25 protein-coding genes are annotated in these 23,582 nt (G+C 67.7%); 14 read left to right on the forward strand and 11 right to left on the reverse strand.

Annotated features, from left to right (window positions below; genetic code table 11):
- Positions 1–102 precede the first annotated feature (102 nt).
- A complete protein-coding gene (locus tag ACFWP0_RS13990; protein ID WP_377842861.1) occupies positions 103–864 on the forward strand; it encodes an IclR family transcriptional regulator in 762 nt (253 codons plus the stop codon).
- A gap of 70 nt (positions 865–934) precedes the next feature.
- Here ACFWP0_RS13990 and ACFWP0_RS13995 read toward each other — a convergent pair whose 3' ends face one another.
- The 5 genes from ACFWP0_RS13995 to ACFWP0_RS14015 all read right to left on the reverse strand — a co-directional run bounded on the left by ACFWP0_RS13995 (position 935) and on the right by ACFWP0_RS14015 (position 6,874).
- The gene (locus ACFWP0_RS13995) at positions 935–1,771 is read right to left on the reverse strand and encodes a mechanosensitive ion channel family protein (protein WP_377842863.1); all 837 of its coding nucleotides are present in this window, start codon (positions 1,769–1,771) and stop codon (positions 935–937) included.
- 103 nt (positions 1,772–1,874) lie between these two features.
- A complete protein-coding gene (locus ACFWP0_RS14000) occupies positions 1,875–2,984 on the reverse strand; it encodes a DUF1513 domain-containing protein (protein WP_377842864.1) in 1,110 nt (369 codons plus the stop codon).
- Positions 2,974–4,062: an imelysin family protein gene (locus tag ACFWP0_RS14005; RefSeq protein ID WP_377843377.1), complete on the reverse strand. Its 1,089-nt coding sequence runs from the start codon at positions 4,060–4,062 to the stop codon at positions 2,974–2,976. The genes ACFWP0_RS14000 and ACFWP0_RS14005 overlap by 11 nt, the downstream gene beginning before the upstream one ends.
- Positions 4,062–5,579 carry a di-heme oxidoredictase family protein gene (locus tag ACFWP0_RS14010; RefSeq protein ID WP_377842866.1) on the reverse strand — a complete coding sequence of 506 codons (1,518 nt, stop codon included), beginning with the start codon at positions 5,577–5,579 and terminating at the stop codon, positions 4,062–4,064. The genes ACFWP0_RS14005 and ACFWP0_RS14010 overlap by 1 nt, the downstream gene beginning before the upstream one ends.
- On the reverse strand, positions 5,576–6,874 hold the full coding sequence (locus tag ACFWP0_RS14015; RefSeq protein ID WP_377842868.1) for an imelysin family protein: 1,299 nt from the start codon (positions 6,872–6,874) through the stop codon (positions 5,576–5,578). Before ACFWP0_RS14015 ends, ACFWP0_RS14010 begins: the two co-directional genes overlap by 4 nt.
- Before the next feature lie 203 nt (positions 6,875–7,077).
- Between ACFWP0_RS14015 and ACFWP0_RS14020 the strand changes: the two genes are divergently transcribed.
- The 3 genes from ACFWP0_RS14020 (at position 7,078) to ACFWP0_RS14030 (ending at position 9,950) form a co-directional block, all read left to right on the forward strand.
- The gene (locus ACFWP0_RS14020; protein WP_377842870.1) at positions 7,078–8,004 is read left to right on the forward strand and encodes a LysR family transcriptional regulator; all 927 of its coding nucleotides are present in this window, start codon (positions 7,078–7,080) and stop codon (positions 8,002–8,004) included.
- Positions 8,005–8,111: 107 nt separating this feature from the next.
- Positions 8,112–8,912 (forward strand): class II aldolase/adducin family protein, encoded by an 801-nt coding sequence (locus tag ACFWP0_RS14025; RefSeq protein ID WP_377842872.1) that lies wholly within the window; start codon positions 8,112–8,114, stop codon positions 8,910–8,912.
- An 81-nt stretch (positions 8,913–8,993) separates the two neighbouring features.
- The gene (locus ACFWP0_RS14030; RefSeq protein ID WP_377842874.1) at positions 8,994–9,950 is read left to right on the forward strand and encodes a Bug family tripartite tricarboxylate transporter substrate binding protein; all 957 of its coding nucleotides are present in this window, start codon (positions 8,994–8,996) and stop codon (positions 9,948–9,950) included.
- A 51-nt stretch (positions 9,951–10,001) separates the two neighbouring features.
- Here the strand turns inward: ACFWP0_RS14030 and ACFWP0_RS14035 are convergent, their stop codons facing one another.
- The 3 genes from ACFWP0_RS14035 to ACFWP0_RS14045 form a co-directional block, all read right to left on the reverse strand.
- Complete coding sequence (locus ACFWP0_RS14035) at positions 10,002–11,321, reverse strand: MFS transporter (protein ID WP_377842875.1); 1,320 nt, start codon at positions 11,319–11,321, stop codon at positions 10,002–10,004.
- A 39-nt stretch (positions 11,322–11,360) separates the two neighbouring features.
- Positions 11,361–12,047 (reverse strand): hypothetical protein, encoded by a 687-nt coding sequence (locus ACFWP0_RS14040; protein WP_377842877.1) that lies wholly within the window; start codon positions 12,045–12,047, stop codon positions 11,361–11,363.
- Between the two features lie 126 nt (positions 12,048–12,173).
- Positions 12,174–13,085 (reverse strand): LysR family transcriptional regulator, encoded by a 912-nt coding sequence (locus tag ACFWP0_RS14045; RefSeq protein WP_377843378.1) that lies wholly within the window; start codon positions 13,083–13,085, stop codon positions 12,174–12,176.
- Between the two features lie 229 nt (positions 13,086–13,314).
- On the opposite strand from ACFWP0_RS14045, the gene ACFWP0_RS14050 reads away from it, so the two are divergent.
- Genes ACFWP0_RS14050 through ACFWP0_RS14075 form a run of 6 tightly spaced genes read left to right on the forward strand, consistent with a single transcriptional unit; the run spans position 13,315 to position 18,268 of the window.
- Positions 13,315–14,322 (forward strand): ABC transporter substrate-binding protein, encoded by a 1,008-nt coding sequence (locus ACFWP0_RS14050; RefSeq protein WP_377842880.1) that lies wholly within the window; start codon positions 13,315–13,317, stop codon positions 14,320–14,322.
- 3 nt (positions 14,323–14,325) lie between these two features.
- Positions 14,326–15,129, forward strand: coding sequence for an ABC transporter permease (locus ACFWP0_RS14055; protein WP_377842882.1), 804 nt, complete (start codon positions 14,326–14,328; stop codon positions 15,127–15,129).
- Positions 15,130–15,951 (forward strand): ABC transporter ATP-binding protein, encoded by an 822-nt coding sequence (locus ACFWP0_RS14060; RefSeq protein WP_377842883.1) that lies wholly within the window; start codon positions 15,130–15,132, stop codon positions 15,949–15,951. It abuts the gene before it with no gap.
- A gap of 20 nt (positions 15,952–15,971) precedes the next feature.
- The gene (locus ACFWP0_RS14065; RefSeq protein WP_377842885.1) at positions 15,972–16,154 is read left to right on the forward strand and encodes a DUF4089 domain-containing protein; all 183 of its coding nucleotides are present in this window, start codon (positions 15,972–15,974) and stop codon (positions 16,152–16,154) included.
- Positions 16,151–17,536, forward strand: coding sequence for an AtzE family amidohydrolase (locus ACFWP0_RS14070; protein WP_377842886.1), 1,386 nt, complete (start codon positions 16,151–16,153; stop codon positions 17,534–17,536). Before ACFWP0_RS14065 ends, ACFWP0_RS14070 begins: the two co-directional genes overlap by 4 nt.
- Before the next feature lie 24 nt (positions 17,537–17,560).
- On the forward strand, positions 17,561–18,268 hold the full coding sequence (locus tag ACFWP0_RS14075) for a GntR family transcriptional regulator (protein WP_377842888.1): 708 nt from the start codon (positions 17,561–17,563) through the stop codon (positions 18,266–18,268).
- Positions 18,269–18,283: 15 nt separating this feature from the next.
- Here the strand turns inward: ACFWP0_RS14075 and ACFWP0_RS14080 are convergent, their stop codons facing one another.
- Positions 18,284–18,823: an antibiotic biosynthesis monooxygenase gene (locus tag ACFWP0_RS14080; RefSeq protein WP_377842890.1), complete on the reverse strand. Its 540-nt coding sequence runs from the start codon at positions 18,821–18,823 to the stop codon at positions 18,284–18,286.
- A gap of 198 nt (positions 18,824–19,021) precedes the next feature.
- Here ACFWP0_RS14080 and hpxZ point away from each other — a divergent pair, with 198 nt between their 5' ends.
- The gene (hpxZ, locus tag ACFWP0_RS14085; RefSeq protein ID WP_377842892.1) at positions 19,022–19,396 is read left to right on the forward strand and encodes an oxalurate catabolism protein HpxZ; all 375 of its coding nucleotides are present in this window, start codon (positions 19,022–19,024) and stop codon (positions 19,394–19,396) included.
- 124 nt (positions 19,397–19,520) lie between these two features.
- Entirely contained in the window at positions 19,521–20,075 is a 555-nt protein-coding gene (locus tag ACFWP0_RS14090; protein ID WP_377842894.1) for an NADPH-dependent FMN reductase, read from the forward strand.
- A 721-nt stretch (positions 20,076–20,796) separates the two neighbouring features.
- Here the strand turns inward: ACFWP0_RS14090 and ACFWP0_RS14095 are convergent.
- Entirely contained in the window at positions 20,797–21,012 is a 216-nt protein-coding gene (locus ACFWP0_RS14095; protein ID WP_377842895.1) for a dodecin, read from the reverse strand.
- Positions 21,013–21,199: 187 nt separating this feature from the next.
- Here ACFWP0_RS14095 and ACFWP0_RS14100 point away from each other — a divergent pair, with 187 nt between their 5' ends.
- Complete coding sequence (locus tag ACFWP0_RS14100; RefSeq protein ID WP_377842897.1) at positions 21,200–21,721, forward strand: DUF6496 domain-containing protein; 522 nt, start codon at positions 21,200–21,202, stop codon at positions 21,719–21,721.
- Positions 21,722–21,759: 38 nt separating this feature from the next.
- Here the strand turns inward: ACFWP0_RS14100 and ACFWP0_RS14105 are convergent, their stop codons facing one another.
- A complete protein-coding gene (locus ACFWP0_RS14105; protein ID WP_377842899.1) occupies positions 21,760–22,662 on the reverse strand; it encodes a LysR family transcriptional regulator in 903 nt (300 codons plus the stop codon).
- Between the two features lie 113 nt (positions 22,663–22,775).
- Between ACFWP0_RS14105 and ACFWP0_RS14110 the strand changes: the two genes are divergently transcribed.
- A complete protein-coding gene (locus ACFWP0_RS14110; RefSeq protein WP_377842901.1) occupies positions 22,776–23,570 on the forward strand; it encodes an SDR family NAD(P)-dependent oxidoreductase in 795 nt (264 codons plus the stop codon).
- Positions 23,571–23,582: the final 12 nt, after the last annotated feature.

Raw genomic sequence — 23,582 nt, forward strand, 5'->3', positions numbered from 1 at the left:
TTTGAGCTATACACACGGATTACATCAAGGTAGAGTCCACGCTACGGACAATGGTTTTCCCTTGACCGTTCCGTGATAACCCCATAGTTCTCAGAGATTTGCATGCAAGACAGCGATGCCGCGGCCGCAGGCCCACGCACATTGCGGCGCGGACTGGCCGTCCTGGCCGCCCTGCGCGACCAGGGACCCGACGGCCTGAGCGTGACCGATATTGCCCGCCTGACGGGCATACAGCGCCCCACTATCTATCGCCTGCTGGCCGCCCTGCTCGACGCCGGGCTGGTGCTGCCGGTGACGGGCACCAAGAAGTACCGCGCCCAGCTTGCGGTGGACCCGGACACGCGTTCGCGCGATCCGCGCGTGCGCCAGCTGCTGCCCGTGTTGCGCCGCCTGGCCGACCGGACCGGCGACGCCGTGTTCCTGGTGGTGCGCGAAGAAGACGACTCGATCAGCCTGCACCGGGAGATCGGCAGCTACCCCGTGCAGATACTGGCCACCTACGCCGGCAAGCGGCAGCCGCTGGGCGTGGGATCGGGCGGCATGGCGCTTCTTGCCGCCCTGCCCGACGACCTGGCCCGCGGCATCGTCGAACGCAACTCCGGCAGGCTGGACGAATACGGCGGCATGACGCCGCAGGAAATGTACCGCCTGATCGAAAACACCCGAGCCCGCGGGTACTCGGTGGTGGGCAACCATGCGGTGCGCGGCGCGCTCGGCGTGGGCTGCGCGCTGCTGGACGCGCAAGGCGCGCCGCTGCTGGCCGTCAGCGTCACGGCCATCATCGACCGCATGCCGGCGCAGCGCCAGCGCGAGATCGCCGGCTGGATCAAGGCCGAATTGGCCCGCCTGTCCGTGCAGGCCTGAGCGCCCGCCGCGGCAGAGGAAAAAAGGGCGCCCCGCGGGGCGCCCTTTTCATGCCCGCGAAGGCCCGCGCTCAGGTCGCGGCCGCCCCTGCCTTGGGGTTCTGGATCTCGCGCAGCGGGATCGGCGGCTGGAAGCCCGCCTCTTCCAGGCTGCCGCGGATCTGCTGGTACAGGCCCCAGCGAAGGTCCCAATAATTGCTGGCTTCGGCCCACACGCGCACGTTCACGATGACGCCGTTTTCCTTGTATTCGAACACCTTCACCTGCGGCGCCGGATCCTTCAGCGCATCGGGCCGCGAATCCACGATTTCCTGCAGCTTGGCCACGACCACATCCAGGTCGTCGCCATAGCGCACCGGCACCGGAATATCCAGGCGGCGCGTCTTGTTGCGGCTGTAGTTGGTGATGGTGGCGTTCCAGACGGTGCTGTTGGGCAGCGTCAGATGGATGCCGTCCCCCTGGATCAGGCGCGTGAGGAACAGGCCGACCTCTTCGACCGTGCCGTCCGCCCCGGTGCTCAGCGCCACGTATTCGCCCGCGCGGATGGGACGCAGCATCAGCAGCATGATGCCCGCCGCGATGTTCTGCAGCGTGCCCTGCAAGGCCAGGCCGACCGCCAGGCCGGCGGCGCCCAGGACGGCGATCAGGCTGGCGGTCTGCACCCCGAAGCGCGCCAGCACGGCGATCACCGTGAAGATCCGCACCGACCAGACCACGGTGCTGTAGAACATGGGCACGATGGTGGGATCGACCTTGCTGGAGCGCGTCGCGGCCCGGCGGACCCAGTTGCCCAGCAGGGACGACACCCACCAGCCGATGACCAGGATCAGCAGCGCAACGAGCAGATTGACGCCCATATCCATCAGCCTGGGAGCCCAGACATTAAATTCTTTTACGGCTTCTTCCATGGAACCTCCTGCAAAAAAAAGCGACCGAAAACTGTATCAGATGCGCAATGTGCACAGGGCCGCATCGCGGCCCCGTTGTGTCAGGCTTTGTAAGGACGCGGCGCTAGGACGCGACGACGCGGAAATGATTGTCCCAGGACAGTTCGCGCGACGGCGGCAGCACCGGTTTTTCCAGCCCTGCGGCATCCGTGCGCAGCATGGCCCCCAGGCCGCTGCTCACCAGGAAGCCCGCCTGCGGAGCAGGCGCCACGCCGCAGCCGTCGGCAAGCTGGGTAACGCCCAGGCAGCGTCCGCTCGCCGTATCCCAGTAGATCACCTGCCCGCCCACGGGGCTGGAGGTTGCGACGATGCCGCCCGCCGCGTCGACCGTCACCGAGCCCACATAGTTGCGCATGTTGCGCAGCGTCTCGGGCGGTCCTTCGAACAGTTCCAGCGCCGCGCCGCGCCGGTGCCGGCCCACCAGCGCCGGACGGTCGGCGGCCGGCCCCATGTACTGGCAGCCAAACCAGGCGCAGCCGTCGGCCGCCAGCGCCAGGTGGCGGATCGACAGGCGATGCAGCTCGGGCGCGAGCTCCACCTTTTCCAGCAGCTGGCCGCTGGCCGCGTCGATATAGGCCAGGGACGGCCGCATCGTGTCCAGGTTCAGTTCCAGCTTGCCGTAGTCCGGGTGCGTGAGGATGCCGCCGTTGGCCACGCACAGCGTCTTGCCGTCGGGCATCAGCACGACCTCGTGCGGGCCGATGCCGCCGGTGTCGAATTCGCCGACGCGCCGATACCCGCCGCCGGGCGTGGCGTCGTACAGCCCCAGCACGCCCCGCCCCGCCTCGAAATCATTCTCGGTGGCGGCCAGCAGGCGGCCGCCGTCCACGTACGCCCCATGCCCGAAGAAATGGCGCTCTTCGTGCATGGGCAGCGCCACGGGCTCGCCGCCGCGCAACGAAAACCCCAGGGCGAAGAAACCCGGCTGGCGGCCAAACACGACGGCGCGCTGGCCGGCGGGGTCGATCGCAAAGCTGTGGCCCCGCGCGGGCATGGGGATCGCCAGCCGGTCGCGGCCGGCCTCGTCCAGCAGCACCGCCTCGTCGCGCCCGCCGCGCTTGCGCGCGCTCAGGTACAGCAGCCCGCCGTCGGCGGGCAGGACCGCCCGCGCCGCGCCGGGCGACAGTCCCAAGGCGGCCGCCAGCGACAGGAAGCGGCGCCGGTCAATCGCCATCGAGCGCATTGAATCCGATGGTGACGCCCAGCGCGGGCGCCAGGTCCTGGTCGACGATGGCCTTGGCGTTCTTGATGGTCAGAGACGCCAGGAGCAGCAGGCGGCGCCCTTCTTCGTCCGCCAGCGCCTTATCCAGCGGAACCGGCACGGCTTGCAGCGTTTGCGCGGCGCTGGCCAGCTCGCCGCGCACGGACACGTCGATCCATTCGCCACCCGCGGGCAAAGGATAGCCGCCCGCCTGGTAGAAGGCCTTCAGGCCATCCAGGTTGGCCGCCAGCAGCCGCGTGGACAGGTTGCTGCGCCAGAACGCCGCCCGCTTGGGCCGCGCCGCTTCGGGCGTGTCGCCCAGCACGGGGAGGATCTTCACGTCGCGGGCGAACTGCAATCCGGTGGACAGCGCCTTCATGGCCTCGGCCGCCACTTCCTGCGGATCGCGATAGAGGTCGTTGCCCGCCTGCGGCCTGGCGAATTGCCGGCCGAACTCGCCCTTCGCGCTCCAGGCTGCGCCCACGTCGCGCGAGATCCCCGCGACGTTGGCCGCCAGCGCGCGGGCGTAGCCGCAAGCGTAGGCGAACGCCGGGGCGCCGGTCTGCTTGAGCAGGGCCGGTTCGCCATACAGCACATATTCCAGGGCGGGCAGCCCCTGCACCGCCACGCTGCGCCCGGCCAGCGCGCCGGGCTTGAGCAGGTCCTCGTCCTTGGCCGCGATCAGCGCCTGCACCTGCTTGGGCATGACGCCGCGGGTATCGGGCCAGAACGCCAGGCGTTCGAAGCGGTTGGCCTGCACCAGCGGCCCGAAGCGCAGGATTTCCACGCCGGACCAGGCCAGCGCCAGCGTCGTGAACGCCTCGCCGACGCGGGCCGCGCCCGCCGGATCGGGTTTGGCGCACCAGCCGCCCAGCTCCTTGTCGAGCGCCGTCGCGGCGTCCGTCATCGTCGCCACGGCGGGCCGGGCGTAGTCGCGCGCCAGGCGCTCGCCCAGGTCGGCGGGCAGTTCGGCCCACGCGGCCAGCGGCGCCGCCAGCAGCAGCGCCGCGGCCGCGGCTTGTTTGAACACACGCTTGGCTTGTCGGGCCATCACAGGGACTCCAGGAAGCGGATCAGGTCGGCGCGCTCTTCGGGCGTCATCGCCACGACGCGGTCGCGCGCCGGCTGGGCCGCGCCGCCGTGCCACAGCACGGCTTCCAGCAGGCTGCGGGCGCGTCCGTCATGCAGCCAGGTGGCGTTGGGGTTCACGGTCTTGGTCAGGCCGATGCCCCACAGCGGCGGCGTGCGCCATTCGCGGCCATTGGCCTCGCCGTCGGTCACGCCGTCGGCCAGATCGTCGCCCATGTCGTGCACCAGCATGTCGGTGTAGGGCCAGATGAGCTGGAAACGATGCTCGGGCTGCTTGGCGTTGCGGCTCGTCACGTACTTGGGCACGTGGCAGGCGACGCAATTGGCTTCGTAGAACAGCTTCTTGCCGGCCAGCACGCGCGCGTCGTCGGCGTCGCGCCGCAGCGGCACGGCCAGATTGGTGGAATAGATGGTGACGAAGTCCATCAGCTTGGCCGGCACTTCCTCGGGGCCAAAGCGTGGCTGGGCGCCGTGCGGCATGTCCAGGCATTGCTTCTGCGCGGGGGTGCAGTCGCCGGAATGCTTGGGGAACAAGGGCGTGGACAGCCCCATGTCATTGGAGAAGGCGGCGGCGCTCTGCTGCTCCACCGTGGGCTGCCCGGCCTTCAGGTTGAAGCGGCCCAGCACGCGCGCGCCGGTGCGCGCATCGGTGACCCAGTTGGCCTTGCCGACGATGCCGTCGCGCTTGTCCGCCCCCACGTTGGCCAGGATGTCGGCCTCGTGGATGGATTCCAGGAGGCCGAGCCCGATCATGGGCGGCGCCAGGCGCGGAGAAATCTGCGTGTCGGCGCGCATCGGGCCGTAGCCCAGGTTCTCGATGCGGTAGGTGGGCTTCATCAAGGTGGCCGTTTCGCCCCCGTTCAGCGCCACCGGGACCGGCTCGTATTCGATCTCCATGCGGCCTTCGGCGGGCAGGCCGGCCACCGCGAAGTTCTGCAGCTGCACGCCGTAGACGGGTTCGGGCAAGGCCGCGATGTCCTTGGCGGCAAGCTTGGGGTGCCCCCGGTCGGGGCCGGCCGGCACGGCCAGGCGCAGCAGCAGCGCCACGGCGTCCGTGCGTTCGAGGGGATCGAACCCGGGCACCGTGCCGCGTCCGTCCTTGGTATGACAGGCCTGGCAGGAGCGCGCGTTGAACAGCGGCCCCAGGCCGTCGGACGCCTGCGTGGACGCGGGCGCGGAGACCCAGTCCTTGCGGAACAGGCCGTTGCCGACCTGGAACTCCTGGCGCCCCTCGAAGCTCATGTTGGCCGACGGCTGGGAAAAGATGTCGGCGTTGATGAGCTTGTTGGTCGTGGCGGCGCCTGCCTGCATGGTCTCGAAGGTTTCCACCTTGGAGAAGTCGCGGGTGGGCGCCGTGATGGCGGTGACGCGCTTTTGATCTTCGGGCGTGAGGTCGTCACGCCCGCCGGGCGCTGCGGGTGCGGCGGCGGCGCCGGCGTGGGCCGACGCCGCCAGTATGGCGGCTAATACGAGTTTCACTTGAATACGGCGTCGGGTTTATCCAGGCTGTCGGAACCTTCGATGGCAACCTTGCCCAATTCCAGCAGCGTGATCACGCGCTCCAGGCTGCGCGTCTGGTCGACCAGGCGGTCGATGGCGGCCTGCACCACGGCGTTGCCTTCCTTGTTGCCGTCCGCGATCATCTGGTCGTAGGTCTCGACCGTCTCGGCGCGCGTCTTCATGGCCTGCATGGCGGCGACGGTGGCGTCCAGCTTGGCGCGCACTTCGGCGTCCAGCTTGGCGTCCTTGGCCTTGACCAGTTCCGACAGGCTCGCGCCCGAGACCTGCTTGCCGTCGATGCGCGTGTAGGAGCCCAGGTAGACGTTGCGGATGCCGATCTGGTCGTAGTAGTGCGAGTTGTGCGTGTTGTCCGAGAAGCAGTCGTGCTCTTCCTCGGGGTCGTGCAGCATCAGGCCCAGCTTCATGCGCTCGCCCGCCAGTTCGCCGTACGACAGGCTGCCCAGCCCGGTCAGCATGGCGATCAGGCCCGCCTTGGGATCTTCCTCGACCGCCTTGCGCGCGGCGCCGTCTTTCTTCCAGTTGCCCACCATTTCTTCCAGATCAGTCACCAGCAGGTCCGTCACGGCCTTCAGGAATTCAATGCGGCGTTCGCAATGGCCGCCGGTGCATTGCTTGGGATCGAAGTCCGTGTAGGGACGGTTGCCGGAATGGCGCTCCTGCGGCGTGCCCTTGCGGTCCGCGGGCGCGGGGCCGGAGCCGTTCAGGTCCTGGCCCCACAGCAGGAATTCGATGGCGTGGTAGCCCGTGGCCACGTTGGCTTCGTTGCCATCGGCCTCGTGCAGCACTTCGGACAGCAGCTCGGGGGTGATCTTGCTGACGTCGACAGTCTTGCCGCCCACCGATATCTTGGAGTTGGCGATGACGTTGACGGCGTAGTAGGCGTTTTCGTCGTTCTCCGTGCCGTAGGAGGCGTCGACGTAGTCGATCAGGCCTTCATCCAGCGGCCAGGCGTTCACGCGGCCTTCCCAGTCGTCGACGATGGGATTGCCGAAGCGGTAGGCCTCGGTCTGCTGATAGGGCACGCGCGCCACGAGCCACGCCTCGCGCGCGGCCTTCAGCGTTTCGGCGCTGGGCTTGGCGATCAGGGCGTTGATGGCGTCGCGCAGCTTCTTGGCCGAGGTCAGCGAATCTTCGTAGCCGGCCAGCGCCAGGTCCGAATAGGTGGCGACCACCGCCTTCGGTTCGGCCGCGGCGTGCGCCGTTCCGCCGAACACCGCGGCGGCCAGCACCGCACCCAATAGCAACTTGCGCATCGACTTTCTCCCGTAATGCGAACGGGGCCCGCCCCCGCGGCGGTCCGTTCCGACTTGAAATTTTGTGGATGCGAGTGTAAACAATTTTCGTTTGGGATTCAGGCGGAATTCAGATAGCTGACAATTTTTTGAATAGGAAAGTATGCTGCGGCGAGGCTGCACCGGCCATCCCGCCCTTTTTTTTTCGACTCTCGCGCCGCCCCATGGAACTCCGCCAACTCCGCTATTTCGTCCGCGTCGCCGAACTGGGCAGCATCGGCCGCGCGGCGCGCGAACTGGGCGTGGTCGCCTCGGCGCTAAGCCAGCAGATCAGCCGGCTGGAAAGCGAGCTGGCGACCCGGCTGCTGACGCGCAGTCCCACGGGCGTCGTGCCCACCCCGGCCGGAACCGCCTTCCTGCGCCAGGCGCAATTGACGCTGCGGCACGCGGAGAACGCCGTGGCGGCCGCGCGCGAGGCCCGCATGGCGGGCATGGTGAGCGTGGGGTTCGCCCCCACCACCGCCTCGATGCTGGCCCGCCCCTTCTACGCCGCCATGACCGAACGCTATCCGAACGTGCGCCTGCATCTGGTCGAGGGGCTTTCCGGCAACCTGGGCGAACTGCTCAATGCCCGGCGCCTGGACCTGGCCGTGCTGTTCCAGAACGACAGCGCGCAGGGCCGCAGCGTGATACCGGTGCTGGACGAAAGGCTGTTCCTGCTGGCGCCGCGCGGCATGATCGCCCTGGCCGACGGCGAGCCCGCCCGCGTGGAGCAGTTGGCCGGATTGCCGCTGGCGGTCACCAGCAAGGCGCACGGGCTGCGCGCATGGGTCGAGGCGGCCTTCGAGCGCGCCGGCATCGAGCCCTGGATCGGCGTCGAGGTGGACGGCCTGACCACGCTGATGGATCTGGTGCAGGCCAACCCCATCGCCACCATCCAGCCCGGCGCCGCCGTGGCCCGCGTGGAGTCCGGGCTGCTGAGCATGCACCCCATCGACGACCCCTACCTGTTCCGGCGCAACCAGATCTACTGCATCAGCGACGATGAGCTGTCGCCCGCCGCCCTGGCCGCGCGCGTGGTGCTGCTGGACGTCATGCGCGCCTTGGTGCGCCACGGCGGCTGGCCCGGGGCCACCCTTCTGGATTCGTGATGCCCCCATGTCCCCGCCATGCCTAGGCGGCCGCGAACCAGACGGATAGATTGACCGTGATGGACGCCACCGCGTGGTGCGGCGGCGACTGACCTTCACGAAATCCGATGACTACACACTCCCGACGCCCGGGGCAGCTGGGCATTTCCTCCATGCGGCCGCAATGTTCCGAACAGGAATGGCAGGCCCGCGTGGACCTGGCCGCCTGCTACCGGCTGGTCGAGATCTACGGCATGGCCGACATGATGGCCAACCACATCTCGGCGCGCGTGCCCGGCGAAGACAACGCCTTCCTCATCAACCCCTACGGGATGATGTACGAGGAAATCACCGCCTCCAGCCTGATCAAGGTCGACCTGGACGGCACCATCCTCGCCAAGCCCGATTTCGGCGACCTGGACTACGGCATCAACAAGGCGGGCTACGTGATCCACAGCGCGGTGCACGCCCACCGCCATGACGTGGACTGCGTCATCCATACGCACAGCTGGGCGTCGATGGCCGTCTCGTCGCTGGAATGCGGGCTGCTGCCCCTGACCCAGACCGCCATGCGCTTCCTGAAGATCGGCTATCACGACTACCAGGGCGTGGTGCTGGGCACGGACGAACAGGCATCGCTGCTGCAGGACCTGGGCCAGGGCGAAGCGCTGATCCTGCGCAACCACGGCGCGCTGACCGTGGGCCGCACCGTGGGCGAGGCATTCAACTGGATGCACCGGCTGGAACTGGCCTGCCGCTCCCAGCTCGCGGCCATGGCCACGGGCGCGGCGCTGCAAGCCGTGGCGCGGCCGGTGCTTGAAGAAACCTGGAACAACTACCAGCCCGGCACGCGGCGCCCCTATGGCGTGATGGAGTGGCCCGCCCTGCTGCGCAAGCTCGACCGGCTTGATCCGGGATACCGCGACTGAGCCTTTTGCTTTTCCAGGCGCCGGCCGGCGTGGCGGCACGGCGCCAACAACGACACGACAACACCCACGCGAGGAGACATCATGAATACTGCCCGAGCCTTGCTCGCTTTCGCAGCGCTGGCTGGCGCCTGTACCGCCCCGGCCAGCGCTGCGGACTATCCCGACCGGCCGGTGAAGGTCATCGTGGCGTTCTCGCCCGGCGGCACCACCGACACCCTCACGCGCAGCGTCACCAACACCCTGACGCAGAAGCTCGGCCAGCCCTTCGTCGTTGAAAACAAGCCCGGCGCCGGCGGCAACATCGGCACCGAATTCGTGGTGCGCTCCGCGCCGGACGGCCACACGCTGATCGTCAACTCGGTCGGCCCCATCGCCGTCAACCCGTCGCTCAACAAGCTGCCCTATAGCCCGCTGACCGATCTGGTGCCGATGGTGCAGATCGCCACCGTGCCCAATGTGCTGGTGGTGCCGCCCTCCTCGCCCGCCAAGGACATCCAGGGCTTCCTGAAGTATGTGAAGACCGCCCGCCAGCTCAACTACAGCTCCACCGGGGTGGGCACCTCCTCGCACCTGTCGAGCTACATGCTGATGGACGAGCTGAACGTGAACGCCACGCACGTGCCGTACAAGGGCGCGGACGCCGTCAACGACCTGCTGGCCGGTCGCATCGACTTCATGTTCGCCACCATTCCGTCGGTGATCGGGCACATCCGTTCCGGCAAGCTGCGCGCCCTGGCGGTCAGCACCTCGCAGCGGTCGGCGACCCTGCCCGAATTGCCCACCATCGCCGAATCGGGCTATCCCGGCTTCGATGCGGGCTCGTGGTTCGGGTTCTTCGCGCCCAAGGGCACGCCGCAGCAGGTGGTGGACATCGTCAACCGCGAAGTCAACGCCACCCTGCCGGCGCTCAATGAACAGATGCTGCGCGAGGGCGCCGAGCCGGTCGGCGGCACGCCCGCGCAATTCGCCGCCTTCATCAAGCGCGAACACGACAAGTGGGCGGTGCTGGTGAAGAAGTTCGCTCCAGAGGCCAACTGAACGCAGGCCCGCCGCGGCGGCGGCGGGCCTGCGCATTACGGCCTTGCCGCTTTACCGCTGCAGCGGGGACTTGGCCGTCTCGCGGGCGGCCAGCACGGCCACGGCGGTCACCGCCAGCGCCGCCGCCACGTACAGGGAAATCGCAAAGGTCGACTCCCAGGACTTGAACAGGCTGGCGATGATCAGCGGCGCGAACCCGCCGCCGACGATGCCGGCCAGCGTGTAGGCCAGGGACGAACCGGCGTAGCGCACGCGACCCGGGAACTGCTCGGTGACAAAGGCTGCCTGCGGGCCGTACATCAGCGCGTGGATCAGCAGCCCCACCACGACCGCCGCGCAGATGGCGATGGGATGCGCGGTATCCATCAGCACGAAGAACACGAACGCCCAGATCATGCCCAGGACCGCGCCGGCCAGATACACCGGACGCCGCCCTATCTTGTCCGACAGATGCCCGCACAGCGGCACGGCGATCGCATTCAGCGCGGCGCCCAGCATGGTGGCGGTGAGCGCCATGGGCCGCGACAGGTGCAGCACCGTCGTCACATACGTCAGCGTGAACACGACCACCAGCGCGTACAGCACGTCCGAGCCGATGCGGGAACCGCCGGCGACCAGCAGTTGCCGCCAGTGCTGGCCCAGCACTTCCTTGATGGGCGTGCTGGCGGTTTCGCGCTTTTTCTCCATTTCCAGGAACACGGGCGTTTCCTCGACGCCGCGGCGCAGCCACAGCCCGAACAGCACCAGCGCCACGCTGGAGACGAACGGCAAGCGCCAGCCCCAGGCCTGGAAGTCTTCCGGGCTGAGGAAGGCGGACACCAGGGCGATGAAGCCGGTGCCGATCAGCGTGCCGCAGGACGGGCCCACCTGCGTGAACGACGCATTGCGCCCGCGCTGGTCCGGCTTGCCGTGCTCCATCGACAGCAGCACCGCGCCCGCCCATTCGCCGCCCAGGGCCACGCCCTGCACGAAGCGCAAGGCCACCAGCGCCACCGGCGCCCACACGCCCCAGGACGCATAGGTGGGCAGCAGGCCCATCAGCCCCGTCGAAATCCCCATGATGACGAGCGTCGCGACCAGGACGAACTTGCGCCCCATCCGGTCGCCCAGATGGCCGAATACGAAGCCGCCCAGCGGCCGCGAGATGTACCCCACGGCATAGGTCGAGAACGCCAGGATGGTGCCCGTGAGCGGATCGAAGGACGGAAAGAAGATGGCGTTGAAAACCAGCGCCGCCATCAGGTTGTAGATCGTGAAGTCGTACCACTCCAGCGTGGTGCCGACCGAGCTGGCCAAGGCCAGCCGCCGCATCTTGTCCGGCGCCGCCGCGGTCTTGACGGCCGCGCCGTCGTACAACGTTTCTTCAGCCATGGAATTCCCCTGTAGGTAATGAGTGATGCCGCCAGCTGCTCAGCGCAGGTCCGACGCGGCCAGTTTCCAGCCCAGCTCCAGCAGCCAGGCTTCGGACGGGCGGGCGTTGAAGGCACCGGCCGCAAGCTCGCGCAGCGCGAGCGCGGCGGGCGCCGTGCTGGCCTCCACGACGAACAAGGGGGCCAGCACCCGGTTTTCGGTGGATTCGCGCGGCAGCGGCGTGCTGAGCGCGGCATCGGGCACCAGCAGATAGGACTGGACGAAGCCGTCCGCCTCGGCCAGTTCGGCGCCCAGCTTGCGCGCCCGGGCGATCAGGGCCGCGGCGTCGGCGGCCGTGGCTTCAGTCGCCGCCGTCAGCGGCAGGACCACGAGCTGGCTGCCGCTGCCGAAGCCGGTCACGGCCTCGACGGCGCACACCCGGCGCATCGGATCGCGCATGCGGTCCAGGTTGGCCACGGACCACGGCGTCTGGCGCTCGAAGGCCGCGCGGTAGTCGGGCGTGGCGAAGGCGGCCAGCGATTGGGTGCGGTACAGGCCCAGGTACTTGCGGCCGCCCTCCTTGGACAGGTAGCGCGCGCCCGACAGGAAGCCAGGGATGCGCACGCGCTCCTCGACGTGTTCGCGGTCGTACCAGCGGTTGAAATCGGCCTCGTCGGCGGCGTCTACGTCAGAGGCGACGAACAGCAGGCCATTGGGCGCAAGAGTGGATTCGTGGTGCGGGCTCATAAGCGGAAGCGAGGACATTCCCTGGTTTGCGGAAGGTCCAATCTTCAGCCGTCGGGCGGGGCGCGGACAAACGAGTAATTCTTCCTTGCAGCAACAGAATTACTGAATGCCGACCTAGGGATAACACTATTGCACGGAACCGAAACGCGGCGCCGCCACGGACGCCGTGAACTGATCCGAGGCGCGGCTGGCCAGTTCGGCCACCAGCCTGATGGCGTCCGACCCCGTGCTTTCCAGATAGCTCACCACCAGCAGCTGGGGCGGCACCGGCATGTCGCTGCGGATCACCTGCACTTCGCCGCGCGCCACGTATTCGTAGACGGGCGGCAGCGGCACCAGCGCGCGGCCAAACCCGCTGCGCACCAGCCGCGCCAGCGCGGAGATCGAACTGACGCAGTGCACCTTGCCCTGCGGCATGCCGACCTCCCGGTACAGCGCCTTGAGCGCTTCATGCGGCTGCGATCCCGGGCTCATGGTCAGCACCGGCTCGCTGAGCAGCTGTTGCGCCGTCAGCGCTTCCTCGTCGCCCGCGGGGCCCACCCACCCCATCTCCATGGGCAGGCAGGCCGTGCTGATGATGCCGGCGTCGTTCAGCAGGTCCGTCTGCAAGGCGATGTCCAGCGTCCCTTCGCGCAAGCCCCGGTGCAGCGCGCGCGTGGTCTCGGAGGTCAGCTGCACCTCGATGCCCGGATAGGTGGACCGCAGGTTCGTCAGGAAGCCGATCAGCCAGGTATGCACGACGGTTTCGATGGCGCCGATGCGCACCAGGCCGAACACCTCGTCGCCGCGCTTGCCTAGCGACAGGATCTGCTGGCGGATCTCCAGCAAGCGTTCGCCGTAGTCCAGCAGCCGGGTGCCGACGGAGGTCAGCCGCAGCTCCTTGGCGTCGCGCTCGAACAGGCGGGCGCCGATGTCCTCTTCCAGCGAGGCGATGCGGTTCGCCACCGCCGCCTGGGTGATGTGCAAGCGGTCGCTGGCCGCCCGGAAACTGCCCAGGCGGGCCGACCACAGAAAAGCTTCAACAAAGCGCGTGTTCATCGCCGACATGCTACCGCCATCCCGCCGGGCGCGGCATCCGCGGGGTTATGTCCCCTTGAATGGTGCGCCGTGCACCAAAGTGGTTCATGCGCGGCACCAGGCTGAGGCCGGGAAGGGCCGCGCCCATAGGGGAAGGAGCGTCGCGCACAAGCTGGCACGGGTCTTGCTTGATGACTGGTATGCAAGCTTGTCCACAAGCGCCCCGCCTTTCGCAGCCCAGGAGCCTCACATGATCAACCGCAATGCGCCCTACGCCTTCAACGCCACCCGCCGCCGGCTGATCCAGGGAGCCGCGCTGGGCGCCGCGACGCTGGCCGCGCCGGCCCTGGCGCGCGCGCAATCGGGCCCCGTCATCCGCATCGGCTTCTGGCCGGTCGCGGCCGGCCTGCCCTTCTATGCGGCGATCGAAAAAGGCTATTTCAAGGAAGCCGGCCTGAACGTCGAGCCGCTGAAGTTCGCGGGCGCCCAGCAGGTCATGGAAGCCATGCTGGCCGGCCGCGCCGACGGCAGCGCCAACGGCACGGGCTCGGCCAACCTGGCCATCGGCGAAATCGCCTCGCCCGGCCTGTTCAAGATTTTTGCGTCCAATCCCAGCAACGCCAAGAACGTGCTGGACGAGTTCATCGTCGCGAAAGACAGTCCCATCAAATCCATAGCAGACCTCAAGGGGAAAAAGGTCGGATCTGGACCCGGCATCCAGAACTCCACGCTGGCCAAAGCAGTACTGGAGCGCGCCGGCGCAACCGGGGCAACCGTGGTCGAGCTGGCGATCAGCCAGCACGTCGCCGCGGTTGCCGCCGGCCAGTTGGATGCTTGCTACACGCTGGAGCCCACGGGCACGGTGGGCCGCCTGAACGGCACCACCCGCGTGCTGGAAACCGGCGTCATCGCCAAGTACGTCCTGGGCGACCCCATGGCGCCGTGGTTCGGCGGCTCGGCGTCGCTGACGACCGCCTTCCTGAAAAAGCATCCCGAGGAAAGCAAGAAATTCATCGCCGCGTACGCGCGCGGCATCGAACTCATCCGCGCCAAGCCCGAAGAGGCGCGCCCCTTCATGAAGGGCTACACCGCCATCGAAGGGCCGATGACCGAGGAAGTGCCCCTGGCCGCCTACACGCTGCACAACGAGTTCACGCCCAGCGATATCCAGTACTTCCAGAAGTTCTTCGACCTCTTCACCGAAAAGGGCATCTTCGCGCAGAAGGTCGATGTGTCGGCCATGCTCTACAAGGGCTGAGCCATGAGCGCAACCACGGCAAGCGGCGCCCCCGTTTCCAAGCCGCCGCGCAAGTTCGGCGCCTCGCGCCTCCTGCCCCTGATCGGGCCGCTGGCCCTGTTCGTAGTGTGGGACCTGGTGGTGCGCCTGAACCTCGTCAGCCCCGTGCTGCTGCCCACGCCCAGCGCCACCATCTTGGCCCTGGTCAAGGGCATGGCGGGCGGGCCGCTGCTGGGCGACTTCCTGTCGTCGCTGAACCGCACCCTGCAGGCCTTCCTGATCGCGGGCGTGATCGGCGTGCCGCTGGGCGTGCTGCTGGGCAGCAACGAAAAGGCCTACCGCAGCGTCGAGTTCCTGGTCGACTTCTTCCGGTCCACGCCCTCTTCCGCGCTGATCCCGCTGTTCCTGATGATCTTCGGCGTGACCGACATGAACAAGATCGCCATCGCCGCCTTCGCGGCGGTGCTGGTGATCCTGTTCAACAGCGCGTATGGCGTGATCAATGCCCGCAAGCAGCGCGTGATGGCGGCGCGCGTCATGGGCGCCTCGCGCTGGCAGATCTTCAAGGACGTGCTGATCTGGGAAAGCATGCAGCCCACCTTCGTGGGCCTGCGCAGCGGCGTGTCGATGGCGCTGGTCATCGTGATCGTGGCCGAGATGTTCATCGGCTCCGACAGCGGGCTGGGCAACCGCATCATCAACGCGCAGCAGGTGCTGAACGTGCGCGAGATGTACGCCGCCATCCTGGCAGCCGGCGCGCTGGGCTATGTGCTGAACATTCTTTTTCTCGTGCTGGAAAAGCGCGTGGTCCATTGGAGCGGCCGATAAATGTCCACCGTCATCAATCCCATCATCGCGCCCGGCCCCGCCACCGCCCCGTTCGAGCCCGGCCCGCTGGGCACGCACATCACGATCCGCGGGCTGACCAAGTACTTCGCCGGCTGGCCGCTGTACGAAGACTTCAACCTGGACATCCCCAAGGGCAAGATCGTTTCGGTGTTCGGGCCCAACGGCTGCGGCAAGTCCACGCTGATCAACATGATCGCCGGCCTGATCCCCATCGATTCGGGCGAGATCCTGTTCGACGGCAAATCGCTGGCGCAGACCAAGATCGGCTACGTCTTCCAGAACTACCGCGAAGCCATGTTCCCGTGGCTGCGCACCATCGACAACATCGCCTACCCGCTGCGCCTGGAAGGCCGCGGGAAGGCCGAGGTGGACGCGCGGGTCGACGAGCTGGTGGCGTCCTTCGACGTCAAGTTCGACCTGAAGCGCTACCCCTACGAGCTGTCCGGCGGGCAGCAGCAGACGGCGTCCATCATGCGCGCGCTGGCCCCCGGGCCCGAGGTGCTGTTCCTGGACGAGCCGTTCTCCGCGCTGGATTTCGAGATGACGCTCTTCATCCGCGAAAAGCTGCAAGAGGTCTTCATGCAGACCGGCACCACCATGCTGCTGGTCTCGCATGACCTGGAAGAAGCCGTGTACCTGGCCGACCAGGTGCTGCTGCTGACCAAGCGGCCCACCCGGGTCGCGCAGATCCTGGACTACGGCGACGCCCGCCCCCGCACGGTGGAAACGCTGTCCGAGCCCGGCTTCATCCAGATGAAGAAACTGAGCCTGGAAATCTTCCAGCGCGAAGTGCGCAAGTAATCCATTCAGGAGCGTCCGCCATGACCCAGGAAACCATCGATCAATACGTGCGCAGCGCGCTGGCGCTGTCGGGATACGCCCTGCGCGAGTCCACCACGGCGGAAGTCGTGCGGCAGTTCTCGCGCATCCACGACATCGCGGCGGGCTTTGTGGACGAACCGCTGCCCGTGGAACTGGAATCCGCCTCGGTGTTCCGCCCGTGAGCGGCCCGGCCCAAGACATCGCGCGCCAGGTCCGCAACGGCGAACGCAGCGCCGCGGCGGTGCTGGACGCCACCCTGGCCCGCCTGCGCGAACGCGACCCCCGCTACAACTGCTTTACCGCCGTCACCGAAAACCGGGCGCGCCAGGAAGCGGCGGCGATCGACGCGCGCCGCGCCCGCGGCGAAGCGCTGCCGCCGCTGGCCGGCGTGCCCTACGCCGTGAAGAACCTGTTCGACATCGCCGATCAGGTCACGCTGGCGGGCGGACGCGTCAACGCCTCCAACCCGCCCGCCCGGCGCGACGCGGCCCTGGTCGAACGCATGCGCCAAGCCGGCGCGGTGCTCGTCGGCGCGCTGAACATGGACGAGCACGCCTACGGCTTTACCACCGAGAACACGCACTACGGCGCCTGCCGCAATCCGCACGACCCCACCCGCATCGCGGGCGGCTCCTCGGGCGGCAGCGCCGCCGCCGTGGCCGGCGGACTGGTGCCGCTGACGCTGGGCTCGGACACCAACGGATCGATCCGCGTGCCGGCCTCGCTGTGCGGGGTGTTCGGCTTGAAGCCCACCTTTGGCCGGCTGTCGCGCGCGGGGTCCTTCCCCTTCGTCGGCAGCCTGGATCACCTGGGCCCCTTCGCGGCCAGCGCCGGCGACCTGGCCGCCGCCTACGACGCCCTGCAAGGCCCGGACCCGGACGACGTCGCCTGCGCGCAGCGCCCGGCCGCTCCCGTGCTGCCCACGCTGGCCGAAGGCGGCGCCTTGCGCGTGGCGGTGCTGGGCGGCTACTTCTCGGAATGGGCCGGTCCGCAAGCCCGCCGCGCCGTGGAGATCGCCGCGCGCGCCCTGGACGCCGCCGCCATCGTCGACCTGCCTGGCGCCGCCCAGGCCCGCGCCGCCGCCTTCATCATCACCGCGGCCGAAGGCGGCGCGCTGCATCGCCGCAAGCTCGTTACGCACTACGACTACTACGAACCGCATTCGCGCGACCGCCTCGTGGCCGGCAGCCTGGTGCCCGCGGCGTGGGTGCAGCAGGCGCAGCGTATCCGCCATCGCGTCTACCTGGAGGCCCTGGCCTTGTTCGACCAGTACGACGTGCTGATCGCCCCCGCCACGCCCGTCTGCGCCACCCCGATAGGCGCCGACTGGCTCACGCTGGCCGGCAAGGAACTGCCGGCGCGCGCCAGCATGGGACTACTCACGCAACCGATATCCGCCATCGGCCTGCCGGTATGCACGGCGCCGACCTGGCCCGGACTGGAACAGGACGGCCATCTGCCGCTGGGCGTGCAGTTGATCGGCGCGCCCTGGCGCGAAGCCGATTGCCTGCGCGCCGCGCATGCGCTGGAGCAGGCCGGCGCGGCGCGTTCCCGCCCGCTTTGAACCGCAACGCCAAAAGGCCACGACATGGAAACCGCTTTCGCTGCCCTCGATATGCCGCGCACGCTGGCCGACACCGCGTACAGCTCGCTCAAGCGCGACATCCTGGATTTCCGCCTGGCGCCGGGCGACCGCTTCACGGAAACCGAAATCGCCGACCGATTGCAGGTCAGCCGCACGCCGGTGCGCGAGGCGCTGTTCCGCCTGGAACGCGAGGGCTATCTGGAAGTGCGGCAGCGCAACGGCTGGCTGGTCAAGCCGCTGGACTTCAACACGCTCGATCATTTCTATGAACTGCGCAGCGTGCTGGAAGCAGCCGCCGTGCATGCGCTGTGCGCGCCCGGCCAGATGCCCGACCCGCTGCGCGCGCTGCGGCCGTTGGCCGAGGTGTGGCTGGTGGACGAAAGCAAGCGGTCGCGGGATTGCGAATGGTTGGCCGACCTGGACGAACGCTTCCATGTCGAACTGGTCGCCGCGGCGGGCAACCCAGAGATCGCGCGCGTGCATCGCGCGGCCACGGAACGGATCCGCATCGTGCGCCGGCTGGATTTCACGCAGCCGAACCGCATCGGCAAGACCTATGAGGAGCATGGCGCCATCCTGAACGCCGTGCTCGCCGGCGACGGCGCGCTGGCGGCCGGACTGCTGCAGGCTCATATCCGGGAGAGCCAGGCCGCCGTGCGCAAGATCACGCTGCACCGGCTGTATTCCACCCGCAGGGCCAAGGCCGCGTGACGGCGGCCCCGCCCCTCAGCCCGCGCGCAGCCAGCGGTGCAGCACCCGCGTGATGACGGGAATGCAGACAAACACCATGATGGGCGTCAGGATCACGCTGGTGATCAGGACGCGCCAGAACACCGGCAGGATGCTCAAGTGCTCGCTGACCAGGATAGAGAACACCAGCAGCACCGGAAAGTAGGCCAGCCAGATGCTCACGGCCTGCTTCCAGCGCGGCGGCGCGCTGCGCTTGGGCGCGAACCAGCCCTCCGTGCCGCTCACGCGATGCGCGTGGCTGGCGCGCACCAGGCTGGCCCCGCGTTCCAGCCACATGCGGCGCGGCAGCGATTTCTCCCAGCGGTTCAGGCTGGCCTCGTCGGTAAAGCGCAGCACGATCTGGTACTGGTCCCCGCCCTCGGGCGGCTGCAGCACGCCCGATCCGAGAAAGCCCGGGAAGCCCGCCGCCAGGATTTCGCCCTGGCGCATCCAGGAGAGAAAATCGCTATAGCGTTCGGGCGCGATGTGCCGGGTCACCAGCATGGTGACCGGCGCGGAAACAGCGGAACTGGACATGGCGGAACTCCTGGGGCAGCGTGCAGCTTGTTATGCAGTGTTAACCCTAGCAAACCGCGTGCCAGCCTTGCAGCGCAGTATTCCCCCAGGCGAGCGGCCCATCGCGCCAGGCCCGGGAAATTTTTGCACCGCAGCACACACCATGTTGGTGATTACCCCTACCCAACGCACCGCCTTGGTGCCTCTCGGAGAAGACATATGGACATCAACCTGCCGGACGTGGTGGCCGAAGTGACGGCCGCCGTCGAACGCTACGAGACGGCGCTGGTCGAGAACGACGTCGACGTGCTGGACATCCTGTTCTGGAACAGCCCCCACACGCTGCGGTACGGCGCCAGCGAAAACCTCTACGGCTACGACGCCATCCGCGAATTCCGCGCGGGTCGTTCGCCGCAGGGCCTGGCGCGCCGCGTATTGCGCACCGCCATCACCACCTACGGCGCGGACTTCGCCACCGCCAACCTGGAGTTCCAGCGCGACGGCAGCGAGCGCATCGGACGCCAGAGCCAGACCTGGATGCGCACGCCCGAAGGCTGGCGCGTGGTGTCCGCCCACGTCAGCCTGATGACATGAGCCTGTCACCACGAAGGGCCACACTGTGCGCCGTTGACCGCATAACAATATGCGCAATCGGCATTGAGCACGCCACGGTCCGGGTCTACACTGACCGTTCCTTTCCCAGTTGGAGCACACGCCCATGAGCACATACAAGATTGCGGTTTTCGTCGGAAGCCTGCGCGCCGCCTCGATCAATTTGCGATTGGCCCGTGCGCTTGAAAAGCTGGTTCCCGCCGACTTCAAGTTCGAGTATGTGAGCCTGGGCGACATCCCGCTCTACAACCAGGACAACGAGAACAACCTGCCCGCGCCGGCCGCCAAGCTCAAGCAGCAGATCGCCGACGCGCAAGGCATCCTGTTCGTCTCGCCCGAGCACAACCGCTCGCTGCCGGCCGCCATCAAGAACGCCATCGACTGGGGCTCGCGCCCGTGGGGCCAGAACTCGTGGGCCGGCAAGGCCGTGGGCATCGTCGGGGCCTCGCCCAGCGCCGCCGGCACGGCGATGATGCAGCAGCACCTGCGCAACATCCTGGCCGCCGAGGGCGCCAATGCGCTGACCACGCCGGAAGTATTCCTGCAGTACTCGGAAGGCCTGGTCGACGACGAGTACAAGATCACCAACGAAGGCACGCGCAAATTCCTGCAAGGCTGGATCGACCGCTACGTGGACTGGATCAAGAAACTGAATGCCTGATTGCCGCCGACGCCGGCTGGGGCCCAGCCCCAGCCGGCGCCGATCGCCCGCTCTACCTCCGGGCGATCAAGCCCCCCGATGCGTCGGGGGGCTTTTTTTATCCGCGGCGCCGGGCGGCGCGCCGCGGACTTATCCCCTCGAACTGTGGAGAAAGGTGAGGACAGCTTTGGGGTAGAGTCAAAATCCCCTGTCCCGCCAAGCACTTGCAATGGGTGGTCAAAAAATGCGCAATCATGCTTTTGGATGAGTTTTGGCGGAGTTATCCACCTGAACCCGGCCCGATTGCCCATCCGATGCGACTCGGCCTCGTGCCGTGTGGATTTGTCCCCGCGTTCTGTGGAAAAGCATGAGGACAGTATGAGGGCAGGTCGAAAATCCCCTGTCATATCAACGCCCTGCAAGGGGTGGTCAAGAAAGGCCCAAACGCCGTTCGGCGGGGTCCGGGTTGTCCCCGCCAAATGTGGATAAGCCTGAGGACAGCCTGCGGGTAGTCTTCAAAAACCGTTATGGGCCAAGGACTTGGAGGTAGCGGGCAAGAAACGCTCATCCGCGCGCCCGCGCCGCGCCGCCCGCCTGTCCGCCGGAGCATTGGGGATAAGGAGACAGGCTTGTCCCCATGGAATGTGGACAAGCCTCTGAACAGTCGGACAACAAGTCGATAAAACCCTTATCCGACAGTCACTTGGAAGCGCTGATCAAGAAAGGACCAGTCTCGCGCAAGCTACTCGTTCCCTTCCAGCCGCATGCCGATCTTCAGCCCGACCTGCCAGTGCGCCACCTTGCCGTCCTTGATGTGGCCGCGCACCTCGGTGACCTCGAACCAATCCAGGTTGCGCAGCGTCTCGGACGCGCGGGCGATGGCTTGGGAGATTGCGTCGTCGGTGGACTTGTTGGAAGAGCCCACCAATTCGATTTGCTTGTAGACATGGTTCGACATAGCTCGTCTCCGCTAAGGGGGTGAGTCGTGAATCGTCGGCGCGCTGACCTTGTTCCGGCGCTTACGACCGGCAATCCATTCGAACACACAGGATACCCCCGCGGCGCTAGAGTGGTGTTACGAGTTCCGTCGCGCGGTCTCGTTGCGATGGAATCCGCTTTTGCAACGCAAAGCAAAGGAGGTCGCCATGCCTGAACGAAAAACCCTGGAGCGCGCCGCGCGCGACAAGCGCCAAGGCAAGTCCGCGTCCACGCAGGCCGGAGAATTCGTACGCGAGGAAATAGACCATGTGCGCGAAGGCAAGCACGGCGTGCGGTCCACCAAGCAGGCGATCGCGATCGGCCTGTCCAAGGCCCGCCGCGCCGGCGTCAAGCTGGACGCCCCCAAGAAGGCCAGCGCCGCCACCAAGCGCCGGGCCGAGCAGGACAGCCAGGCCGCCCATGACGGCCACGCAAAGTCGGCCACGCGCGCCAAAGCCACGACCAAGGCACTGAAGAAGGAAAGCGCCAAGCCGGTGTCTCGCGCCGCGCTGTCCCGCAACGCCGCCAAGACCGCCGGCAAACGCACGGCCGCGGACCGCTCGGCCGCCGCGCGCAAGGCCGCGGCCACCAAGGGCGCCGCCGGACGATCGGCCGCGGCCAAGAAGGCTGCGAAGACGCGGGCGGCGAACAAGCGGGCGGCGGGCGGACGCCATCAGGCCGCGCACTGACGGGCGTACGCGCGCGGGCGGCGCAGACCCGCGGGCCGCTAGCCGGCCTCGAAGCTCTTGAAGCGCTCTTGCAGGAACTCGCGCAAGCGCCGCACCGCCGGGGACAGCAGCATGCGATGGACGCACAGCAGGTATAGCGGCGAAGGCTCGCTGGTGTAGCCCGCCAGCAATTCGACCAGGCGGCCCGCCCGCAGGTCGCGCAGCACGTCGTAGCGGGACTTGTAGGCCACGCCGTGGCCCGCCAGCGCCCAGCGGCGCACCAGGTCGCCGTCGTCGCCCACGCGGTCGCCCTTGACCGGCACGGTCAGGGTGGCGCCGTCGCGCTCGAACGTCCAGCGGTCGTGCAGCGTTTCGCCCAGCACGAAGGACAGGCAGTTGTGGCGGCGCAGGTCGGCGGGCGCCTGCGGCACGCCATGGCGCGCCAGGTAGGCGGGCGAGGCGCAGACCACGCGCCGGTTGTGCTCGGCCAGTGGCAGGGCCACCAGTCCCGAATCGTTCGGCGTGCCATAGCGCACCGCGATGTCGACGGGCTGGCGGTACAGGTCCGCCAGCCGGTCGCTGATGCGCAGCTGGAAGCTGACGCGCGGATGCTGCTGCTGGAATTCATCCATCCAGGGCAGCAGCACGTGCCGGCCCAGGTCCGACGGGATGGACACGGACAAGGTGCCGGAGATATCCGTCTTGTCGCGCGCCATCGCGTTCTTGCCGGCTTCCAGCGTGGCGAGCGCAGAGCGCGCATACTCCAGATAGCGCTCGCCGTCGCTGGTCAGGCGCAGGCTGCGCGTAGACCGCACGAACAGCCGCGCCTCCAGCGTCAGCTCCAGGCGCTTGAGCGCGGCGCTGGCCACCGCCGGCGTCAGGTCCAGTTCCCGGGCGGCGGCCGAAAAGCCGCCGTGATCCGCTGCCGCGACGAAGATCCTTAAGTCCTCGAATCGGACCATTCCCGCCTCATTTTCAAAAAATTATTGAAACTGACTGCGATGCTAGCCCGTTTTTCATCGCTCCGGACTAGGTAATCATGCAGCCATTCCCCCGACACGCATGGAGTCATCGCATGAAAATCGACCTCAACGGAAAGAAAGCGCTCGTCACCGGGTCCTCCGGCGGCATCGGACTGGCGATCGCGCTGGGTCTGGCCGAGGCTGGCGCCCAGGTCGTGCTGCATGGCCGCAGCGCCGCCAAACTGGCCCAGGCCGCGGCGCAGGTCACGCAGAAAGTCCCCGGCGCCCAGGTCAGCACCGTGCAGGCCGACGTGGCCACCGCGGACGGCGCGGCCTCCATATGCGCCGCTCACCCCGACGTGGACATCCTGGTCAACAACGCCGGGTTTTTCGCACCCAAATCCTTCACGGAAATCACGGACGACGACTGGCAGACCATGATGGACACCAACGTCATGAGCGGCATCCGCCTGTCGCGCTACTACCTGCCGCGCATGACGGCCGCCAACTGGGGCCGAATCGTGTTCATCTCCAGCGAATCCGCCGTGCAGATTCCCGCCGAGATGATCCACTACGGCGTCAGCAAGACGGCCCTACTGGGCGTCTCGCGCGGCCTGGCGGAGCTGACCGCCGGCACCGGCGTCACGGTCAACGCCGTGCTGCCCGGCCCCACCCGATCGGAAGGCGTCGCGGACTTCTTCGCCGAAATGGCCAAGGAACAAGGCGTCACGCAGGAGCAGATGGAGCGCGACTTCATCGCCCAGCACCGCCCGACTTCACTGCTGCGCCGCCTGGCCACCGTCGAGGAAGTGGCCAACATGGTCGTCTACGCCTGCTCCACGCAAGCCTCGGCCACCAACGGCGCCGCGCTGCGCGTGGACGGCGGCGTCGTCCGCTCCATCATCTGACCCGCACCGAGC

This window comes from Achromobacter sp. NPDC058515, from assembly GCF_042721735.1.
Lineage (GTDB): Bacteria > Pseudomonadota > Gammaproteobacteria > Burkholderiales > Burkholderiaceae_B > Achromobacter.

Excerpts from the sequence above, each read along its gene's own strand:
- ACFWP0_RS14105 (WP_377842899.1), bottom strand. The coding sequence starts at position 22,662 with ATGGTCCGATTCGAGGACTTAAGGATCTTCGTCGCGGCAGCGGATCAC.
- ACFWP0_RS14110 (WP_377842901.1), top strand. The coding sequence starts at position 22,776 with ATGAAAATCGACCTCAACGGAAAGAAAGCGCTCGTCACCGGGTCCTCC.
- hpxZ (WP_377842892.1), top strand. The coding sequence starts at position 19,022 with ATGGACATCAACCTGCCGGACGTGGTGGCCGAAGTGACGGCCGCCGTC.
- ACFWP0_RS14015 (WP_377842868.1), bottom strand. The coding sequence starts at position 6,874 with ATGCGCAAGTTGCTATTGGGTGCGGTGCTGGCCGCCGCGGTGTTCGGC.
- ACFWP0_RS13995 (WP_377842863.1), bottom strand. The coding sequence starts at position 1,771 with ATGGAAGAAGCCGTAAAAGAATTTAATGTCTGGGCTCCCAGGCTGATG.
- ACFWP0_RS14055 (WP_377842882.1), top strand. The coding sequence starts at position 14,326 with ATGAGCGCAACCACGGCAAGCGGCGCCCCCGTTTCCAAGCCGCCGCGC.
- ACFWP0_RS14035 (WP_377842875.1), bottom strand. The coding sequence starts at position 11,321 with ATGGCTGAAGAAACGTTGTACGACGGCGCGGCCGTCAAGACCGCGGCG.
- ACFWP0_RS14095 (WP_377842895.1), bottom strand. The coding sequence starts at position 21,012 with ATGTCGAACCATGTCTACAAGCAAATCGAATTGGTGGGCTCTTCCAAC.
- ACFWP0_RS14090 (WP_377842894.1), top strand. The coding sequence starts at position 19,521 with ATGAGCACATACAAGATTGCGGTTTTCGTCGGAAGCCTGCGCGCCGCC.
- ACFWP0_RS14005 (WP_377843377.1), bottom strand. The coding sequence starts at position 4,062 with ATGGCCCGACAAGCCAAGCGTGTGTTCAAACAAGCCGCGGCCGCGGCG.
- ACFWP0_RS14025 (WP_377842872.1), top strand. The coding sequence starts at position 8,112 with ATGACTACACACTCCCGACGCCCGGGGCAGCTGGGCATTTCCTCCATG.
- ACFWP0_RS14100 (WP_377842897.1), top strand. The coding sequence starts at position 21,200 with ATGCCTGAACGAAAAACCCTGGAGCGCGCCGCGCGCGACAAGCGCCAA.
- ACFWP0_RS14040 (WP_377842877.1), bottom strand. The coding sequence starts at position 12,047 with ATGAGCCCGCACCACGAATCCACTCTTGCGCCCAATGGCCTGCTGTTC.
- ACFWP0_RS14045 (WP_377843378.1), bottom strand. The coding sequence starts at position 13,085 with ATGAACACGCGCTTTGTTGAAGCTTTTCTGTGGTCGGCCCGCCTGGGC.
- ACFWP0_RS14065 (WP_377842885.1), top strand. The coding sequence starts at position 15,972 with ATGACCCAGGAAACCATCGATCAATACGTGCGCAGCGCGCTGGCGCTG.
- ACFWP0_RS14020 (WP_377842870.1), top strand. The coding sequence starts at position 7,078 with ATGGAACTCCGCCAACTCCGCTATTTCGTCCGCGTCGCCGAACTGGGC.
- ACFWP0_RS14060 (WP_377842883.1), top strand. The coding sequence starts at position 15,130 with ATGTCCACCGTCATCAATCCCATCATCGCGCCCGGCCCCGCCACCGCC.
- ACFWP0_RS14080 (WP_377842890.1), bottom strand. The coding sequence starts at position 18,823 with ATGTCCAGTTCCGCTGTTTCCGCGCCGGTCACCATGCTGGTGACCCGG.
- ACFWP0_RS14000 (WP_377842864.1), bottom strand. The coding sequence starts at position 2,984 with ATGGCGATTGACCGGCGCCGCTTCCTGTCGCTGGCGGCCGCCTTGGGA.
- ACFWP0_RS14030 (WP_377842874.1), top strand. The coding sequence starts at position 8,994 with ATGAATACTGCCCGAGCCTTGCTCGCTTTCGCAGCGCTGGCTGGCGCC.
- ACFWP0_RS14050 (WP_377842880.1), top strand. The coding sequence starts at position 13,315 with ATGATCAACCGCAATGCGCCCTACGCCTTCAACGCCACCCGCCGCCGG.
- ACFWP0_RS14075 (WP_377842888.1), top strand. The coding sequence starts at position 17,561 with ATGGAAACCGCTTTCGCTGCCCTCGATATGCCGCGCACGCTGGCCGAC.
- ACFWP0_RS13990 (WP_377842861.1), top strand. The coding sequence starts at position 103 with ATGCAAGACAGCGATGCCGCGGCCGCAGGCCCACGCACATTGCGGCGC.